The 17,360-nt window shown below is 68.8% G+C and carries 15 protein-coding genes, 1 tRNA gene and 2 pseudogenes; 10 read left to right on the top strand and 8 right to left on the bottom strand.

All coding sequences use genetic code 11. The features are described 5' to 3' along the window. Window positions 1-603: 603 nt before the first annotated feature. From OG413_RS11085 to OG413_RS11075, 3 genes are all read left to right on the top strand, one after another. A complete protein-coding gene (locus tag OG413_RS11085) occupies window positions 604-1,905 on the top strand; it encodes an MFS transporter (RefSeq protein WP_266804701.1) in 1,302 nt (433 codons plus the stop codon). A 192-nt stretch (window positions 1,906-2,097) separates the two neighbouring features. Beyond that, complete coding sequence (locus OG413_RS11080) at window positions 2,098-3,366, top strand: valine--pyruvate transaminase (protein ID WP_266804700.1); 1,269 nt, start codon at window positions 2,098-2,100, stop codon at window positions 3,364-3,366. A gap of 436 nt (window positions 3,367-3,802) precedes the next feature. Beyond that, window positions 3,803-4,057 (top strand): flavin reductase family protein, encoded by a 255-nt coding sequence (locus tag OG413_RS11075; protein ID WP_266810065.1) that lies wholly within the window; start codon window positions 3,803-3,805, stop codon window positions 4,055-4,057. A gap of 134 nt (window positions 4,058-4,191) precedes the next feature. Here the strand turns inward: OG413_RS11075 and OG413_RS11070 are convergent. From OG413_RS11070 to OG413_RS11065, 3 genes and pseudogenes are all read right to left on the bottom strand, one after another. Further along, window positions 4,192-4,719: pseudogene (locus OG413_RS11070) on the bottom strand (LLM class flavin-dependent oxidoreductase); the annotation flags it as partial. A 14-nt stretch (window positions 4,720-4,733) separates the two neighbouring features. After that, window positions 4,734-4,802 (bottom strand): annotated as a pseudogene (locus tag OG413_RS47100) (hypothetical protein); the annotation flags it as partial. Beyond that, window positions 4,799-4,993: an LLM class flavin-dependent oxidoreductase gene (locus OG413_RS11065; RefSeq protein WP_266804699.1), complete on the bottom strand. Its 195-nt coding sequence runs from the start codon at window positions 4,991-4,993 to the stop codon at window positions 4,799-4,801. The gene OG413_RS11065 and the pseudogene OG413_RS47100, both read right to left, overlap by 4 nt. A gap of 361 nt (window positions 4,994-5,354) precedes the next feature. Between OG413_RS11065 and OG413_RS11060 the strand changes: the two genes are divergently transcribed. Beyond that, window positions 5,355-5,711 carry a hypothetical protein gene (locus OG413_RS11060; protein ID WP_266804697.1) on the top strand — a complete coding sequence of 119 codons (357 nt, stop codon included), beginning with the start codon at window positions 5,355-5,357 and terminating at the stop codon, window positions 5,709-5,711. On the opposite strand, the gene OG413_RS11055 is transcribed toward OG413_RS11060, so the two are convergent. Then, window positions 5,693-5,775 (bottom strand) — tRNA-Leu (locus OG413_RS11055). The genes OG413_RS11060 and OG413_RS11055 overlap by 19 nt on opposite strands. A 315-nt stretch (window positions 5,776-6,090) precedes the next feature. On the opposite strand from OG413_RS11055, the gene OG413_RS11050 reads away from it, so the two are divergent. The 6 genes from OG413_RS11050 to pknB all read left to right on the top strand — a co-directional run bounded on the left by OG413_RS11050 (window position 6,091) and on the right by pknB (window position 14,167). Next, window positions 6,091-6,972, top strand: coding sequence for a DUF3662 and FHA domain-containing protein (locus OG413_RS11050; RefSeq protein WP_266804696.1), 882 nt, complete (start codon window positions 6,091-6,093; stop codon window positions 6,970-6,972). 10 nt (window positions 6,973-6,982) lie between these two features. Further along, window positions 6,983-7,504: an FHA domain-containing protein gene (locus OG413_RS11045; protein WP_266804695.1), complete on the top strand. Its 522-nt coding sequence runs from the start codon at window positions 6,983-6,985 to the stop codon at window positions 7,502-7,504. A 129-nt stretch (window positions 7,505-7,633) separates the two neighbouring features. Then, window positions 7,634-9,145, top strand: a complete 1,512-nt coding sequence (locus tag OG413_RS11040; protein WP_266810063.1) for a Stp1/IreP family PP2C-type Ser/Thr phosphatase — start codon at window positions 7,634-7,636, stop codon at window positions 9,143-9,145. Window positions 9,146-9,168: 23 nt separating this feature from the next. Next, complete coding sequence (locus OG413_RS11035) at window positions 9,169-10,569, top strand: FtsW/RodA/SpoVE family cell cycle protein (protein WP_266804693.1); 1,401 nt, start codon at window positions 9,169-9,171, stop codon at window positions 10,567-10,569. Then, window positions 10,566-12,020 (top strand): penicillin-binding protein 2, encoded by a 1,455-nt coding sequence (locus OG413_RS11030; RefSeq protein WP_266804691.1) that lies wholly within the window; start codon window positions 10,566-10,568, stop codon window positions 12,018-12,020. Before OG413_RS11035 ends, OG413_RS11030 begins: the two co-directional genes overlap by 4 nt. A gap of 170 nt (window positions 12,021-12,190) precedes the next feature. Next, entirely contained in the window at window positions 12,191-14,167 is a 1,977-nt protein-coding gene (gene pknB, locus OG413_RS11025; RefSeq protein WP_266804689.1) for a Stk1 family PASTA domain-containing Ser/Thr kinase, read from the top strand. A gap of 186 nt (window positions 14,168-14,353) precedes the next feature. Here pknB and OG413_RS11020 read toward each other — a convergent pair whose 3' ends face one another. From OG413_RS11020 to OG413_RS11005, 4 genes are read right to left on the bottom strand one after another with little or no spacing between them, the layout of a single operon-like run. After that, entirely contained in the window at window positions 14,354-15,082 is a 729-nt protein-coding gene (locus OG413_RS11020) for a class E sortase (RefSeq protein ID WP_266804687.1), read from the bottom strand. Window positions 15,083-15,109: 27 nt separating this feature from the next. Continuing rightward, on the bottom strand, window positions 15,110-16,531 hold the full coding sequence (locus OG413_RS11015) for a class E sortase (protein WP_266804685.1): 1,422 nt from the start codon (window positions 16,529-16,531) through the stop codon (window positions 15,110-15,112). Beyond that, a complete protein-coding gene (locus OG413_RS11010) occupies window positions 16,528-17,166 on the bottom strand; it encodes an aminodeoxychorismate/anthranilate synthase component II (RefSeq protein ID WP_266804683.1) in 639 nt (212 codons plus the stop codon). The genes OG413_RS11015 and OG413_RS11010 overlap by 4 nt, the downstream gene beginning before the upstream one ends. Beyond that, entirely contained in the window at window positions 17,163-17,351 is a 189-nt protein-coding gene (locus tag OG413_RS11005; RefSeq protein ID WP_266804682.1) for a hypothetical protein, read from the bottom strand. Before OG413_RS11005 ends, OG413_RS11010 begins: the two co-directional genes overlap by 4 nt. Window positions 17,352-17,360: the final 9 nt, after the last annotated feature.

The raw sequence follows: 17,360 nt of genomic DNA, 5'->3' as shown, positions 1-17,360 counted from the left end.
CGGCGCTCATCCAGCACGGCCGGTGACCAGCGCCGGTTCCGGACGAAGGCCCTGGCAGAAGCAACCCTTTAGATGAACATACGGGGGGGACCATACAGCAGCTTGTAGGATCAGAAAAGATCTTGACGTGGCTCGGGTCGACGGCATAGGGATAAGCGGAGCGGAACTTCCACTCTTGCCGGGCGCAGCATCCTCGTCGCAGCCCAACCACCGTGTCGATCAGTGAAGTTGACTGAACCGGAACCCCTTGACAGGCGACTGTGGCGCCTGTCCGGCCGGTCCGGTCGCAGGACCCGCCGGCGGCCCGGCCCCGGGTCATGGTCCGTCCTCGCCGCCCCTGGCATCCACCACGGACGGTCAGAAATACGCGGATGCGCATTCTGCGTACATGTGTACAGTTGCCCTTCCTCAGGCCGGAGTTGGTCACCGTTTGCACCATTTCTCGGGTTCGTGAACTTGCGGGCAAAGGTGAACCTGCTTCAGGACGAGGGCAATCCGAGGGGTAACTGGCGCCCTCGGTCCGAACAGTTGACGCGACGTGTGAACCGGTGGTGCCTCGATGAGAGTCCTAGCTAATGCCTCACCCGCGCTCCGGTGCACGATATGAGCGTCTCGGACAAGTTCGGCGCCCTGGCCGAGCACCGCTTCCGCCTGCTGTGGATCGGCCGCACGACGTCGGCACTCGGCGACGCGCTGATGCCGGTGACGCTGGTGTTCGCGGTCCTGTCAGCCGGTGGCAGCGCGGCCGACATCGGGCTCGTCATCGCCGCCACCATGGTTGCCCGCACCCTGCTGCTGCTGGTCGGCGGCGCCCTGGCCGACCGGCTGCCGCGGCGGTTGCTACTGGGCGGCAGTGACCTCTTCCTGTTCGTGGTGCAGGTGGCCGTCGGCGTCCTGCTGCTGACCGGCCACGGCAGCGTGACCATGCTGCTGGCCACGGCGATCTGTTACGGTGCCGCCTCGGCCATCACCAAGCCGGCCATCGCCGGTCTGGTGCCGCAGACCATCAGCAAAGCGAGACTCCAGCAGGCCAACAGCCTGATGGAGCTGTCACGCGGCGCGGTCCAGGTGGTGGGACCGGGCCTGGCCGGTGCCACGGCGGCGATCGCCTCGCCGGGCGCGGTGTACCTGCTGGACGCGGCGACCTTCCTGGTCAGCGCCGTCACCCTGGCGCTCCTCCCGCTCGCGCCGCCGGCCCGGCGCAGCGAACGTACCCACATCTTCGCGGAGATCGCCGCCGGGTGGAGCGAGGTCGTCCGCCGCCCCTGGTACTGGGTGACCCTGTGCGGCCACGCCGTCTGGAACGTCGGCTCCAGCGCATTCTTCGTCCTCGGACCGGTCATCGTCGCCCGTCAGACGGGCGGTGCCGCCAACTGGGGCCTGGTGAGCGCGTGTATGGCCGTCGGCGCCCTCATCGGTGCGGCAGTCGGCATGCGGTACCGCCCGCGCAGGCCGCTGATCACCGCGCACCTGGCGCTGCTGGCGACCGTGCCACAGCTCGCCGCGCTGACCGTACCGTCCCCGACGATCGTGATCATGGGGGCGGCGCTGGTAGGCGCGACCGGGGTGGCCCTGCTGAACATCCTGTGGGACACGGCGGTCCAGAAGCTCATCCCCGAGGATGTGCTGTCCCGCGTGTCGTCGTACGACTGGCTCATCTCCTTCACGGTGGCGCCGCTCGGATACGCGGCGGCGGGCCCGCTCGCCGAGGCGATCGGCGAAGCCCGGACGCTGGAGCTCGCGCTCGCATTCGTCGTGGCCGGTGTCGTGGCCGTGCTGCTGGTACCGCGCGTCCGGCAGCTTCGGCAGAGCGGCGAGGGCAGGTTCTACGGCTGGCCGGATCTCGACCACCGCGCACCCGACGAACACCCGTCGACCGTGGCAGCCACCGGCGAACCGCGGTGACCGTACCGGCCGCTGGCACCCGGGCCCACCGGCCGGTACGGCCCCGGCACCCGGCTCCCGGCCCTTCCTGACGCGCGGCCCAACCGGCCGGCGGTGACGCACGGCCCGCCCGGCGATCGTCACGCAAGGTCTCCCGGCCCCTCGTGACGCATGGTCATGGGGGGTACCCCACCCGATGTTGAGGAGAAAGCTATGCCGTTGTCGCTGAGCGGTACCAGGATGGCCGGACTTTCCGGTCTGCGCGGCATCATGGCGGATGTCGCCGCCAGCGCTGCCGGGGCCTCAGCCGACGAATGGCTCAACCTCAGCGTGGGCAACCCCGCCCCCATCCCCGCGGCGCGGGACATGTGGCGGGCCGCCCTGACGGAGTCGGCCGCCGAGGACTTCGACGAGGCCGGCTGCCGCTACGGCCCGTCCCGCGGCAGCCACGCCCTGGTCGAGGCCATCGCCCGCTACTTCCACCGGACGTACGGCTGGGAGCTCGGCCCCGAGAACATCGTCGTCGGCCCCGGCAGCCAGATGGTCTGCTTCGCCGCGGCCGCCCTCTTCGCCGGCCCGGGACTCCACGGCGACCGACGAATCGTGCTCCCCCTGGTGCCCGACTACACCGGCTACCAAGGGCTGTGCATGCATGAGGACGGCATCGTCGGCGTCCCCCCGCTGATCCACCGCGAGAAGGGTCACCATTTCCGCTACGCCCTCGATACCCAAACGCTGCGGCGCCGCACCGACATCGGCATGATGCTGATCTCCAGCCCGGGCAACCCCACCGGGCGCGCCCTCAGCCGTGCCGACCTGGACGAGCTGAAGGCGATCGCGGCCGAGCGTGAGGTGCCCCTGTTCGTCGACAACGCCTACGGCGCGCCCTTCCCTCGGATCGCCGAGGTGCACACCGAGCCGGTGCTGAACGACAGCATCGTCAACTGCTTCTCCGCGTCGAAGGCCGGACTACCCGGCGAACGGATCGGTTTCGCGATCGGCCACCCCACGTACATGGAGCCGCTCGCCTCGTTCATGTCCAACTCCGTCCTGCACGCGCCCCAGCTCGCCCAGCACGCCCTCGCCCGGGTGATGGCCGACGGGCGTCTGGACACCACCACCAGCACCGCTATCACGCCGTACTACCGCGAGAAGAAACGCTTCGTCGAGGAACTGCTCGGCGAGCTGCTGCCGACGGACATCGACTGGCGCATGCACTCCGGGGACGGCGGCATGTTCTGCTGGCTGTGGGTGGACCACCCGTGGTTCGACGACATCACGCTGTACCGCCGGCTCAAGGAGCGGAAGGTCTTCATCGTGCCGGGGCGGCACTTCTTCGTGGACCCGCTGCGCACCCCCGGCCTCGCCGAGCACGCGACCCGGTGCTTCCGCCTGAGCCTGAGCGCCGACGAGAAGGTGATCACCGAGGGCGTCCATCGGCTCGCCGACGTGCTGCGCGAGCTGCGGGAAGAGGCGGCCTGACCCGGGCGACCGGGCCGTCACGCCACTTCGCTTCCCACGGCTACGCGTGGCTACGCGCAAGTTTCCGAATACCTGACGTGCCCTCGCGTCCCCTCGCCTCATCACGTCACTTCGGCGAGGCCGTCGGGGCAGATCGTCCATGTGCCCATGCCCTGCGACAAGGCCCGGACGTCGCGCATGCGCCGCTTCGCCGGCGCGCGCACGACCCCGCCGCATTCGGTCCGCGGCGAGAACACCTGCGCCCGTGAGCTGTTGGCACTGTCAGCGGACAGACCTGGGAAAGAGGAGCACCCCATGACCATGTCCACCGGGACGGCGCCGGCCTCCGTAAGACCGACGGAATTCCGGGACGCCATGGCGCACCTGGCTGCTCCGGACACCGGAGGTCACGACCCTCGACGCGGCCGGACGCCGCTGGGGCTTCACCGCGAGCGCCGTGACCTCCGTTTCCATGGAGCCGCCGCCGCTGGTCGGCATCGGCCGTGAGGCCGGCTGCCACCGGGCGCTGACCGCCGCCGACGAGTTCGTGGTCAACCTCCTCGGCGAAGAACACAGCGCCACCACCCGGACCTCGGCACCCGCGACACCGACCGCTTCGCCGCCACCGGGGGCTTCGTACCGTGGCCGGGCGCCGGTCTTCCGTACCTGCCCGGCGCGACCGCCGCGTCCCGCTGTCGGCGTGCCGGTGTGATCCCGGCCGGCGACCACGGCCACGACCTCGTCCTTGTCCTTGTCCTCGTCCTCGTCCTCGTCCTCAGCGAACTCGCGGAGATCCACACAGGCACGTCCGCCGCGCCGCTCGTGTGGTCTCAGCGCGACGATCTGCTCCGGGGCCCCCACCGTCACCAAGTGCCCCTGGGACATCACCTCCGCCTCGATCAGCCGGTTGATGGTGTACTTCCTCCTCCGCGGCCGGCTGCCGGAGGCCTCGTCCCTGCTCCCGCACTCCTGGACCGTTCTCGACGGAGGCCGGAGTTCCTCCGGAACGGGCCTGGACGGGTCGAGTCGGGAGAGGTCGACGCCGCCCAGCTGCTTGGACAGCCACGCCATTCCGATGTCCATCCGGATGAGGTGGCGAAGCTCGTCCTCCATCCGCAGCGCCTCGGCCTCGGTGTCGCCGAGGAGCGGGTGGACCCCCGGAAGGACCTTCACCTGCTCGGGGCCGCGGCCCGCGGCGCGGACCCCGGCCTTCGTGTGGCTGTAGAAGTCCTGGCAGCCGGCCAGGGTCTGCTGGGCGGTGAAGACCACCTCGGCGTGAGGTACGGCGAACGACCGGCCGGTGCCCGACGAGCGTCGGCGTACACCCCGTTCGCGCGGTCCAGGACGATCGCGTCGAGCTCCCAGCTGTCCCACAGCGCGGTCACGACCTCGACGTACTCGTCCGCCCGCTCGTAGCGGTCCGAGTGCTGTGGCAGCGGCTGGCCGCCGAAGTTCACCTCGCCGTGCCCGGAGGTGACGATGTTCCACGTGGCGCGGCCCGCGCTGATGTGTGGTCGAGGGTCACGAACTGGCGGGCGGCGTCGTACGGCTCGCTGAAGGTCGTCGACACGCTGCCCACCAGGCCGATCCGGCTGGTGGGCGCGGCGAGGGCGGACAGCATCGTCATCCCCCTGTGCACCCACGACATCCGTGAAGCACCAAACGGCGCGGTCGCCGTCTCGGTCCAAGGACGACGAAGGCTGATCGTGCTGTGCCGCAACGCCTGGGCCCCCGGGTCCTCACCGAGGCCACCGCCTGGGCCTCCCTCCCCTGCCGGGCCCGCCACCTCTTCCGCCCCGCAAGCCACGCCCGGGGCACAAACACCGTCACCAGCTTCCTCGCTCCTCGCCGACGACCGTCTCTACCCCGACCAGAAGCCGCACAAGTTCCAGCTCCCATCCGCGCCATGGGCTACCGGCCCGTCCACGACTACGCCAAGAACCAGCTCGGCGTGCGAACGCAGTTCGCCGGGGTCAGAACTCATCGAGGGAAACTGGTACTGCCCCTCCGTGCCCCAGCCCCTCAAGGACGCTGCCAAGGACCTCGTCGCCAAGAAGATCGACAAGCAGACCCGGATCAACCGGATCCAGCAGCGCACCACCTGCCTCTTCATGCCCAAGCAGCGCGCCGACGCCGAAGGCCACCGCCGCATGATGTGCCCCGCAGAGGCCAACCGCGGCCAGTGCTCCCTCAAGCCCCACACCCTCGGTCGAGGCATCCACGGGCCCCTCACCGACACTCCACCCGCCCGACCGACCGGCAGAAAAAGCGAAACGGTCGACATCGTCATCACGATGCCGACCGTTTCGTCGGTGTTACAAGGACACTTTCGTCGGTGTCCCAATTGTGCGCGAGGGGGGATTTGAACCCCCACGTCCCTAAGGACACTGGCACCTGAAGCCAGCGCGTCTGCCGTTCCGCCACTCGCGCATAAGTGGTGTTTCCGGGCTCTCCCACTGTGTGGTGCGAGCGCCTGGCGACAACAGGAAGATTAGCACGCTGGACAGGGTGGATTCACATCCGTTGTTTCGCCGATCCCAGGTGGGGAAGCGGGAACGCGGAGCGGGCGCACCCACTCCTTCAGAGAGCACCCCGTGTGCGGGACACTGTCAGGAAGCCACCTCTACGATCCGTGTGAGGGGTGACACTCATCCACTGGGCAGACAAGGGGAACCAGCCGATTTCCCGACGCGTGGATACGATCAGTAAGCAGTACAGGGACGACGACACCGGAGGAGGTGCCCCATGGGAGTCATGAAGCGTTTCGAGCAGCGTCTCGAAGGTCTGGTCAATGGCACCTTCGCCAAAGTCTTCAAGTCCGAGGTGCAGCCGGTCGAGATCGCGGGTGCCCTCCAGCGCGAGTGCGACAACAACGCGACGATCTGGAACCGTGAGCGGACGGTCGTCCCGAACGACTTCATCGTCGAGCTCAGCCCGCCCGACTACGAGCGGCTCAGCCCGTACTCGGGCCAGCTCGGCGACGAGCTCTCCGGACTCGTACGCGACTACGCCAAGCAGCAGCGCTACACCTTCATGGGCCCGATCAAGGTGCATCTGGAGAAGGCCGACGACCTCGACACCGGGCTCTACCGGGTACGCAGCCGCACCCTGGCGTCGAGTTCGTCACAGCAGGACCCGCAGGGCCAGCACGGCGGCCCCGCACCCGCCCAGCCGCAGCGGCCCGGCCCCGGGCGGTCCGCCGCCCCGCAGGGCACCGGCGGCTACGGCTACCCCCCGAGCGCCGCTCCGCCGATGCCCGCGGCCCCGCCGCCCGGCGCCGGAAGGTCCCCGGGCGGCTCGACCGACCGGCGCCCGCCGACCGCGCCCGGCCCCCTGCCGGACACCCAGGTACGGCGCTGGATCGAGATCAATGGCACCCGCCATCAGATCTCCCGTCCGACGCTGGTGATGGGACGCAGTACCGAAGCCGACGTGCGGATCGACGATCCCGGCGTATCGCGCCGGCACTGTGAGATCCGGACCGGAACGCCCTCGACGATCCAGGATCTCGGGTCTACCAACGGCATCGTGGTAGACGGGCAGCACACAACCCGCGCTACGCTCCGCGACGGCTCGCGGATCGTCGTGGGTAGTACCACCATCGTTTACCGGCAAGCCGAAGGGTGAAGCGGGGGCAATGTCAGAGCTGACCCTGACGGTCATGCGGCTAGGTTTCCTGGCTGTTCTGTGGCTGTTCGTGATCGTGGCCGTCCAGGTCATCCGCAGCGACCTGTTCGGAACGCGCGTCACGCAGCGCGGCTCACGCCGCACTGCCGCCGACGCGCGCCCGCAACAGGCCCGCCAACAACAACAGCAAACGGCGCCGCCACCGCAGCGCCAGCAACCCGGGCGCCAGCGCCGCGGGGCACCCACCAAGCTCGTCGTCTCCGAGGGCACCCTCACGGGAACCACGGTCGCGCTCCAGGGCCAGACCATCACCCTGGGCCGCGCGCACGATTCGACGATCGTGCTGGATGACGACTACGCGTCCAGCAGGCATGCCAGGATCTACCCGGACCGTGACGGCCAGTGGATCGTCGAGGATCTCGGGTCCACCAACGGCACGTATCTCGACCGGACCCGACTCACCACCCCGACACCTGTTCCGCTGGGCGCGCCGATCCGTATCGGCAAGACCGTCATCGAGCTGCGGAAGTAGTACGACAATGAGCGAGCGGAGCGAGCGAGCCGCGGCGGTCCTGACGACGGACGCCGCCCGGCTCCCGACCGGAGGGTGGGCAGTGTGGCTCGAGACCGGCTGTACCCCGAGCCGACGGGCGAGGTGCGCATGAGTCTGTCCCTGCGCTTCGCCGCCGGATCGCACAAGGGCATGATCCGGGAAGGCAACGAGGACTCCGGTTACGCCGGCCCCCGCCTTCTCGCCATCGCCGACGGCATGGGCGGCCAGGCGGCCGGTGAGGTCGCCAGCTCCGAGGTGATCTCGACCCTCGTACAGCTCGATGACGACGTACCCGGTTCCGACATCCTCACCTCGCTCGGTACGGCGGTCCAGCGGGCCAACGACCAGCTGCGCATGATGGTCGAGGAGGACCCCCAGCTGGAGGGCATGGGCACCACGCTCACCGCCCTGCTCTGGACCGGGCAGCGCCTCGGCCTGGTCCACGTCGGCGACTCCCGCGCCTATCTGCTGCGCGACGGGGTACTGACGCAGATCACCCAGGACCACACCTGGGTGCAGCGGCTGGTCGACGAGGGCCGGATCACCGAGGAAGAGGCCACCACCCACCCGCAGCGCTCCTTGCTGATGCGGGCGCTGGGCAGCGGCGACCACGTCGAGCCCGACCTCTCCATCCGTGAAGTCAGGGCCGGCGACCGCTACTTGATCTGCTCCGACGGCCTCTCGGGCGTCGTCTCGCACCAGACGATGGAAGAGACCCTCGCCAGCTACCAGGGCCCGCAGGAGACCATCCAGGACCTCATCCAGCTCGCCCTGCGCGGCGGCGGCCCCGACAACATCACCTGCATCGTCGCCGACGTCCTGGACGTCGACAGCAACGACACCCTGGCCGGGCAGCTCAACGACACCCCGGTCATCGTCGGAGCCGTCGCCGAGAACCAGGCCGCCCAGCTGAACGACGACGGGGCCATGCAGACCCCCGCCGGGCGCGCGGCCGGCCTCGGCCGCCCCGTCCCGCCGCCCTCGGGCGGCTTCGGCCCCCCCGGCAGCGGGGACGCCGGCTACGGCGGAATGCCCGACGACGACTTCGACCTGTACACCGACGACGACTTCGTCAAACCCGGTGGCCGTAGGTGGCTGAAGAGGTCCCTGTACGTCGTCCTGGCACTGGCCGTCATCGGCGGCGGGCTGTACGGCGGCTACCGCTGGACCCAGACCCAGTACTACGTCGGCACGAAGAACGAGAACGTCGCGATGTTCCGCGGCATCAGCCAGGACCTCGCGTGGATCTCGCTCTCGAAGGTCGAGAAGGACCACCCCGAGATCGAGCTCAAGTACCTCCCGCCCTACCAGCGCAAGCAGGTCGAGGCGACCATCGCCGAGGGCAGCGTCGCCGACGCCCGCAAGAAGGTCGGCGAACTCGCCGCCCAGGCCTCCGCCTGCAAGAAGGACGCGCAGCGCCGCGCGGCCGAGGCGGACAGCAATGCCCGTACCGGCGAGGGGGAGGCGGGCGGCACCGCCAGCGCTCCCGCCACCAGGACTTCCACGACGTCCTCCACGTCCGCCAGCACCGCGACCAAGCCGACCGCAGCGACTCCCACTCCTGGCCCCAGCCTCTCGGAGGAAGAGAAGAAGCTGGTCCCGCAGTGCGGTAAGCAGTAAAGCCGTAGGGGGCCTTCAGCACCATGAGCGTTGTCACCAACACGACCACCATCGGCGCGATCGACGCACCGAGCCGCCGCAACACCGAGCTGATGATGGTGGTTTTCGCCGTCTTCATCTCGGTGTTCGCCTATGCCAACGTGGGCCTCGCCCTCAACGGCGAGCTGCCCTCCGGCATGCTCGGATACGGAATCGGACTCGCCCTGCTCGGCGGGGTCGCCCACCTCGCGGTCCGCAAGTTCGCGCCGTACGCGGACCCGCTGCTGCTGCCGCTGGCCACCCTGCTGAACGGGCTGGGACTTGCGCTCATCTGGCGCCTCGACCAGTCCGCACGCTTCCAGGCAGAGAGCAGCTTCGCCCCGGCGGCCTCGAAGCAGCTGCTCTTCTCGGCCGTGGGCGTGGCGCTGCTCGTGGTGGTGCTGGTGGCCCTCAAGGACCACCGCATCCTTCAGCGCTACACCTACATCTCCATGGTCGTGGCCCTGTTCCTGCTGATCCTGCCGATGTTCTTCCCCGCGGTGAACGGTGCCAAGATCTGGATCAAGATCCCTGGCGTCGGCACGATCCAGCCCGGAGAGTTCGCCAAGATCATCATTACGATCTTCTTCGCGGGCTATCTGATGGTGAAGCGCGACGCGCTGGCGCTGGCCAGCCGCCGCTTCATGGGGCTCTACCTGCCACGCGGCCGTGACCTCGGACCGATCCTGATGGTCTGGGCGTTCTCGATCCTGATCCTGGTCTTCGAGACCGACCTCGGTTCCTCGCTGCTGTTCTTCGGCATGTTCGTCGTCATGCTGTACGTCGCCACCGAGCGCACCAGCTGGATCGTCTTCGGTCTGCTGATGTCCGGGGCCGGCGCGGTCGGCGTCGCCTCGTTCGAACCGCATGTCCAGGATCGCGTCACCGCCTGGCTCGACCCGTTCGCGGGCTGGGGCAAGGTGGCCGCGAGCGAGCAGATGGCCAAGTCCCTGATGGCCTTCGGCTCCGGCGGCACCCTCGGCACCGGCCTCGGCCAGGGCAACTCCGACCTGATCGGTTTCGCCGCCAACTCCGACTTCATCCTCGCCACCGTCGGCGAGGAACTCGGGCTGGCCGGGATGATGGCGTTCCTGCTCATCTACGGTCTGATCGTCGAGCGCGGTGTCCGTACGGCGCTCGCCGCCCGCGACCCGTTCGGCAAGCTCCTCGCGATCGGTCTCTCCGGCTCGTTCGCCATCCAGGTCTTCGTCGTCGCCGGCGGCGTCATGGGCCTCATCCCGCTGACGGGTATGACCATGCCGTTCGTCGCGGCGGGCGGTTCGTCCGTGATCGCCAACTGGGCGCTGATCGGCATCCTGATCCGGATCAGCGACACCGCCCGCCGTCCCGCACCGGCCCCAGCCCCCTCACCCGACGCCGAGATGACCCAGGTGGTCCGACCGTGAACAAGCCTCTGCGCCGGATCGCGATCTTCTGCGGGCTACTCGTCCTCGCCCTGCTGATCCGGGACAACTGGCTCCAGTACGTCCGCGCCGACGAGCTGAACAGCCACAAGTACAACCGCCGCGTCCAGATAGAGCGGTACGCCCATGAGCGCGGCGACATCATCGTGGACGGCAAGTCGGTCACCGGCTCCGTCGAAACCACCGACAACGACTTCAAGTTCAAGCGGGTCTGGAAGAACGGGCCCCTGTGGGCTCCCGTCACCGGGTACTCCTCGCAGGCCTTCGAGTCCTCCCAGCTGGAGAACCTTGAGGACGGCATCCTCACGGGCAACGACGACCAGCTGTTCTTCGACCGGACGCTGTCGATGTTCACCGGCGACAAGAAGACCGGCGGCAACATCGTCACCACACTGAACGGTGCCGCGCAGAAGGCGGCCTTCAAGGGGCTCGGCGGCAAGAAGGGCGCCGTCGTAGCCCTGGACCCGCAGAGCGGCGCCATCCTGGCCCTGGCGAGCACCCCCTCGTACGACCCCTCGGTCTTCGCGGGCAACTCGCTCAAGGACTCGGACGCCCGGCAGAAGCTCCTGAAGGACAAGGACAAGCCGATGCTCAACCGGGCATTGCGCGAGACCTACCCGCCCGGTTCGACGTTCAAGGTCGTCACCGCCGCCGCGGCGCTGGAGAACGGCCTCTACGACGACATCGACGAGAAGACGAACTCCCCGCTGCCCTGGACGCTCCCGCAGTCGACCAAGCCGCTGCCGAACGAGGGCAACATCCCGTGTAAGGACGCCTCGCTCCGGGAAGCGCTCCGCTGGTCGTGCAACACCGTGTTCGGCAAGATGAGCGACGACCTCGGCAACGACAAGATGATCGAGCAGACGGACAAGTTCGGCTTCAACAAGGAAGTCTTCACTCCGGTCCGCGCCGACGCGAGCATCTACCCCAAGGACAACAGGCCGCAGAACGCCATGGCGGGAATCGGCCAGGCGTCCAACCGCACCACCCCGCTCCAGATGGCCATGGTGGCCTCCGCCATCGCCAACGACGGCAAGCTCATGCAGCCGTACATGGTCGCCGAGCGCCAGGCGCCCAACCTGGACGTCATCTACACCCACAAGAAGGAGCAGCTCAGCCAGCCGCTCTCGGGGGAGAACGCACAGAAGATCCAGCAGATGATGGAGACCGTCGTCAAGAGCGGCACGGGAACCAACGCCCGGATCAACGGCGTCACCGTCGGAGGCAAGACCGGTACCGCCCAGCACGGTCTGGACAACAGCGAGAAGCCGTACGCCTGGTTCATCTCCTACGCGAAGACCGACAACGGCTCCCCGGTCGCCGTCGCCGTCGTGGTCGAGGACGGTCAGGCCAACCGGGACGACATCTCCGGTGGCGGTCTGGCCGCCCCGATCGCGCGAGATGTGATGAAGGCGGTCATCGACAGCAAGTAGTGAGTCCCGTCACAGCGACCGCCATAACCGGACATCGGGATACCGGTCAGATATCAGCTGACGGGTGCGGGCCGATCACGTAGCGCGTGCCCGGTAGCGTATGCGCGAACAGCGCACCGCCGGACCACACACGGGTGCGGTCGGGACTGACGGAGAGGGCTGGAACAGTTATGGAAGAGCCGCGTCGCCTCGGCGGCCGGTACGAGCTGGGCTCGGTGCTCGGCCGTGGTGGCATGGCCGAGGTCTACCTCGCGCACGACACCCGGCTCGGCCGCACCGTAGCTGTGAAGACGCTCCGGGCCGATCTCGCCCGCGATCCGTCCTTCCAGGCCCGGTTCCGCCGTGAGGCCCAGTCGGCCGCCTCGCTCAACCACCCCGCGATCGTCGCTGTCTACGACACCGGCGAGGACTACGTCGACGGGGTCTCCATCCCGTACATCGTGATGGAGTACGTCGACGGGTCGACGCTCAGGGAGCTGCTGCACTCCGGTCGCAGACTGCTGCCCGAGCGCACGCTCGAAATGACGGTCGGCATCCTCCAGGCGCTGGAGTACTCGCACCGCGCCCAGATCGTCCACCGCGACATCAAGCCGGCGAACGTCATGCTGACCCGCACCGGGCAGGTCAAGGTCATGGACTTCGGCATCGCCCGCGCCATGGGTGACTCCGGCATGACGATGACCCAGACCTCGGCGGTCATCGGCACCGCCCAGTACCTCTCCCCCGAGCAGGCCAAGGGCGAGCAGGTCGACGCGCGCTCCGACCTGTACTCCACCGGCTGTCTGCTCTACGAACTGCTCGCGGTGCGGCCGCCGTTCGTCGGGGACTCACCCGTCGCCGTGGCCTACCAGCACGTGCGGGAAGAGCCCCAGCCGCCGAGCAACTTCGACCCCGAGATCACGCCCGAGATGGACGCGATCGTGCTGAAGGCCCTCACCAAGGACCCCGACTACCGCTACCAGTCCGCCGACGAGATGCGTGCCGACATCGAGGCGTGCCTCGACGGCCAGCCGGTCGCGGCAACAGCGGCGATGGGTGGGGCGGGCTACGGCGGTTACGACGCCTACGGCAACGACCAGCCCACGACCGCGCTGCGCCAGGCCGACCCGAACAGCGGCCAGACGTCCATGCTGCCGCCGGTGGGCCCGGACGACGGCTACGGCTACGACGACCGCCCGGACCGCCGCCGTCAGAAGAAGAGCAACACCTCGACGATCCTGCTGATCGTCGCGGGCGTCCTGGTGCTCATCGGCGCGATCCTGATCAGCCGCTCCGTCTTCGGCCCCACCGCCGACGACGGCAAGGTCAGCGTGCCGAACATGGTCGGCTCCACGGTCAAGGACGCGCAGACACTCGCGGACCGCGCCGATGTCGTTCTCAAGATCGGCGCCAAGGAGCCCTGCGAGACCCAGGACAAGGGCCTGATCTGCAGCCAGACACCGGAGAGCGGCGAGGTGGAGCAGAAGGGGACGGTCACGGTCGTCGTCTCCACCGGGGCGCCGAAGGTCGAGGTCCCCGACGTCATGGAGAAGTCGGAGGACGGCGCCCGCCAGGCCCTGGAGGACAAGGGCTTCACGGTCACCGTCAAGACCGTCGAGTCCGAGAAGACCGAGAACACCGTCATCGACCAGAAGCCCGACGGCGGCTCGAAGGCCGCCAAGGAGTCCGAGGTCACGATCACGATCGCCAAGAAGGCGACGCAGAACGTGCCCGGCGTGGTCGGCAGGTCCTTCGCGGACGCGGAGGGCCAGCTCAGGAACCTCGGCTTCACCAACATCTCCCGCACCGACGTCGACTCCAACGAACCGGCCGGCCAGGTCGTCGAGCAGACCCCCGCGCGGGACAGCAAGGCGGCGAAGGACGTCCAGATCTCCCTGAAGGTCTCCAAGGGGCCGGCGGAGCCCGAGAAGGTCGCCATCCCGGGCGACATCGCGGGGAAGACCTTCCAGGAGGTCAAGGCCCAGCTGGAGGGGATGGGGCTGACGGTCGAACTGGCCCCGGGCTCGTCCGACGACCCCAACGCCAAGGTGGTGACGAGCAACCCCGGGCCCAACACCCAGGTGGACAAGAACAGCAAGGTCACGCTCTTCACCGCACAGGACGAAGGCAACGGCTTCTTCGGCGGCCCTTCCGGCTTCCGGCCCTGACCCTGCCGACAGCGCAGCGAACGGCCCCGCACACTTCACCGGTGTGCGGGGCCGCTCGTTGTACGGGGGCGGTCTCTGTACGGGGGCCATTCCCCGCTGTACGGGACTTCCCGTGCCGGGCAGTTCGCTGTACGGGGCCGGGCAGGGCTCGCCGACCGGCGCCGGGCGGCTTCCGCCCGGTGGAGCTCAGCGCAGTTCCGCCGGCTTCGTACGGTCCTTGTCGACCTTCTCCGTACGCTCCAGCTCGCCCCACACGATGTAGCGGTACTTCGACGTGTAGACCGGGGTGCAGGTCGTCAGCGTGATGTAGCGGCCGGGCTTCTTCACGCCCGACTCCTTCGGCACCGGCTGGATCACCTCGACGTTGTACTTCGAGGTCTCCGGGAGCTCCTTGTAGACCTTGTAGACGTACCAGGTGTCCTTGGTCTCGAAGACGACCGCGTCGCCCGTCCGCACCTTGTCGATGTTGTGGAACTTGGCACCGTGTCCGTCCCGGTGCGCCGCCAGGGTGAAGTTGCCCTTCTCGTCCCAGGGCAGCGCCGACTTCACCGGGTCCGTGTAATAACCGGCGATGCCGTTGTTCAGGTTCTTGGTGTCGGTGCCCTTCTTGACCAGCACCTCGCCGTTCTTCATGGCAGGTACGTGCAGGAAGCCGATGCCGTCCTTGGTGTCCAGGGCACCCGGGCCGTCCGCCCAGCGGTCGCGGACCGTGTTGCCCTGCTTGTCGGCCTCACGGTCGGCGAGCACGTTCGTCCACCACAGCGAGTAGACGACAAAGAGTCCGAGCACCAGGCCCGCGGTGATCAGCAGTTCACCGAAGACGCTGACGGCCGTCGCGACGGGATGGCGGCCCCTGCTCCGCGCCGGGGGCACGGACTCGTCGGTCCGCTCTTCGTGCTCGGTCCTCGCTGCCACCGCACCCGTCCCCTGTCGTGATGATGTTCAGCCCACGAGCGCGTCGGGCTTCCCCTTGCTGCGCGGCCGTTCGTCGACCATCTTGCCCCAGACGATCAAACGGTACGTACTCGTGAATTCCGGCGTACATGTCGTCAGGGTGATGTACCGGCCCGGCCCCTTGAAGCCCGAACCGGGCGGCACCGGCCCGATCACCGAGACATTGGACGGCGAGGTCTGGGGAAGAACGCTGGTCATCTCGTACGTGTAGTACGCGTCCTGCGTCTCGACCACGATCGGATCGCCGGGGCTCAGCTTGTTGATGTAGCGGAACGGCTCCCCGTGGGTGTTCCGGTGGCCCGCCACCGAGAAGTTGCCCTGTTCGTCGGACGGCATCGCGGTCTTCAGCTTGCCCTCGCCGTAGTGGCCGATCATGCCGCGGTCGAGGACCTTCTCCTTGCTGATGCCCTCGGCGATCGGCGCGACCACGTCGAGCTTGGGGATATACATGATCGCGAAGCCATGGCCGGGCTCGAAGACACCGGGATTGCGTTCCCCGTTCGCCCAGTCGTCCTGGATCTTGTTCGTCTCCTTGCCGGCTATCTGATCGGCACGGATGTTGGTCCACCACAGCTGATAGGTGACGAACAGCAGCATCAGCACCCCCAGCGAGATGAACACCTCGCCCACGACCCGGCTGGCGACGACGGCGGGGCTGTCCTTGGCCGCACGCGCCGCGCGCCGCGCCTCCAGGCGCGTCATGGGAACAGCCGGTACGGCCGGGTCCGCGGCGCCCGCCGAGTCCGCTTCCGCGTCCGGCCGCGGTCCGGGGCGGCGCCGGCCACGCCCCTTCGCGGCCTTGCGGCGCTCGGCACGCCCTCCGGTGCGGGGTTCGGACGACAGCGGCACCGACGTCGGTTCCGGATCCTGTCCGGACTCCTGCCCCGGCGTCCGCCTCGGCTCCTGCCCGAGCCGCGGCTCACGCCCGTCCCGGTCGACCACGATCATGCGCCGGGTATCGGCTGTCCGCAGACCGACGGTCGCGTCGTCGGCCGGGGGAAGAACCGGCTCGGGCGCAGGCGCCGGGGCGGGTGCGGGAGCTGAGGCGGGTGCGGGAACCGGCACGGGAGCAGGCGCGGAGGGCTCCTGCTGGCCGTACCAGTCCCGTTGGTAGCCCTCGGGGTCGTACCACTCGGTCGGGGCTTCCTGGCCGCCCTGAGGCCCGTGGTGCGCCTGTTGCGTCTCTTGCCGCTGTGGGGCCTGGGGGGTCTGGTGGTCCGGGGGCCCCTGCTGATCCGCAGGCATGTTGTCCGCCCGGAACCACGGCGAGGCGTGCTGTCCCGGCAGTGGATCGTTCAGCGGGTCCGCGAGCTGTTCGACCGCCGCCTCGAACGCGCCGTCGGCCCCGTCCGCTCCCTGCGCGTACGGGCCCTCCTGTCCGGCTTCCGGTTCGGGGCGGAGTGGGGTCACGCGGCGGCCTTGCCCACCACCGGCGCGAGCCCGTCCGATCTCGCGACGGCTCCCTCGTCACCACACTGCTCCAGCCAGTTGGCGAGCATCAGGTGGCCGTGCTCGGTGAGCACCGACTCGGGGTGGAACTGCACGCCCTCCACCGCCAGTTCCCGGTGGCGGAGGCCCATGATGATGCCGTCCGCCGTACGGGCGGTGACCTCCAGCTCGGGGGGCAGCGTGCCCGGTTCGGCGGCGAGCGAGTGGTAGCGCGTCGCCGTGAACGGGGACGGCAGACCGGCGAACACGCCCTTGCCCTCATGGGTCACGAGAGACGTCTTCCCGTGCAGCAGCTCCGGGGCGCGGTCCACCACGCCGCCGTACGCGACCGCCATCGACTGCATCCCGAGGCAGACGCCGAAGACCGGAACCCCGGTCTCCGCGCAGTGCCGCACCATCTCGACGCAGACACCGGCGTGCTCGGGGGTGCCGGGTCCCGGCGAGAGCAGGACGCCGTCGAAGCCGTCCTGGGCGTGTGCCGTCGTCACCTCGTCGTTGCGCAGCACCTCGCACTCCGCGCCGAGCTGGTAGAGGTACTGGACGAGGTTGAAGACAAAGCTGTCGTAGTTGTCCACGACAAGGATGCGTGCGCTCACTGACCGGTCCCCGCTCCGCTGGTGCCTTCGCCGTCGACCGTCACATCACCGAACGGAAGCAGTGGCTCCGCCCACGGGAAGACGTACTGGAACAGCGCGTAGACGACGGCCAGGACCAGCACGAGCGAGATGGCACCCCGCACCCACGCGTTGCCCGGCAGATGCCGCCAGATCCAGCCGTACATGCTGACCCC

Origin of the sequence: Streptomyces sp. NBC_01433, from assembly GCF_026340105.1 — a bacterium.
Classification (GTDB): Bacteria; Actinomycetota; Actinomycetes; order Streptomycetales; family Streptomycetaceae; genus Streptomyces.
Note: the sequence above shows the minus strand (reverse complement) of the source record. Positions and strands in the feature narration are given on the sequence as shown.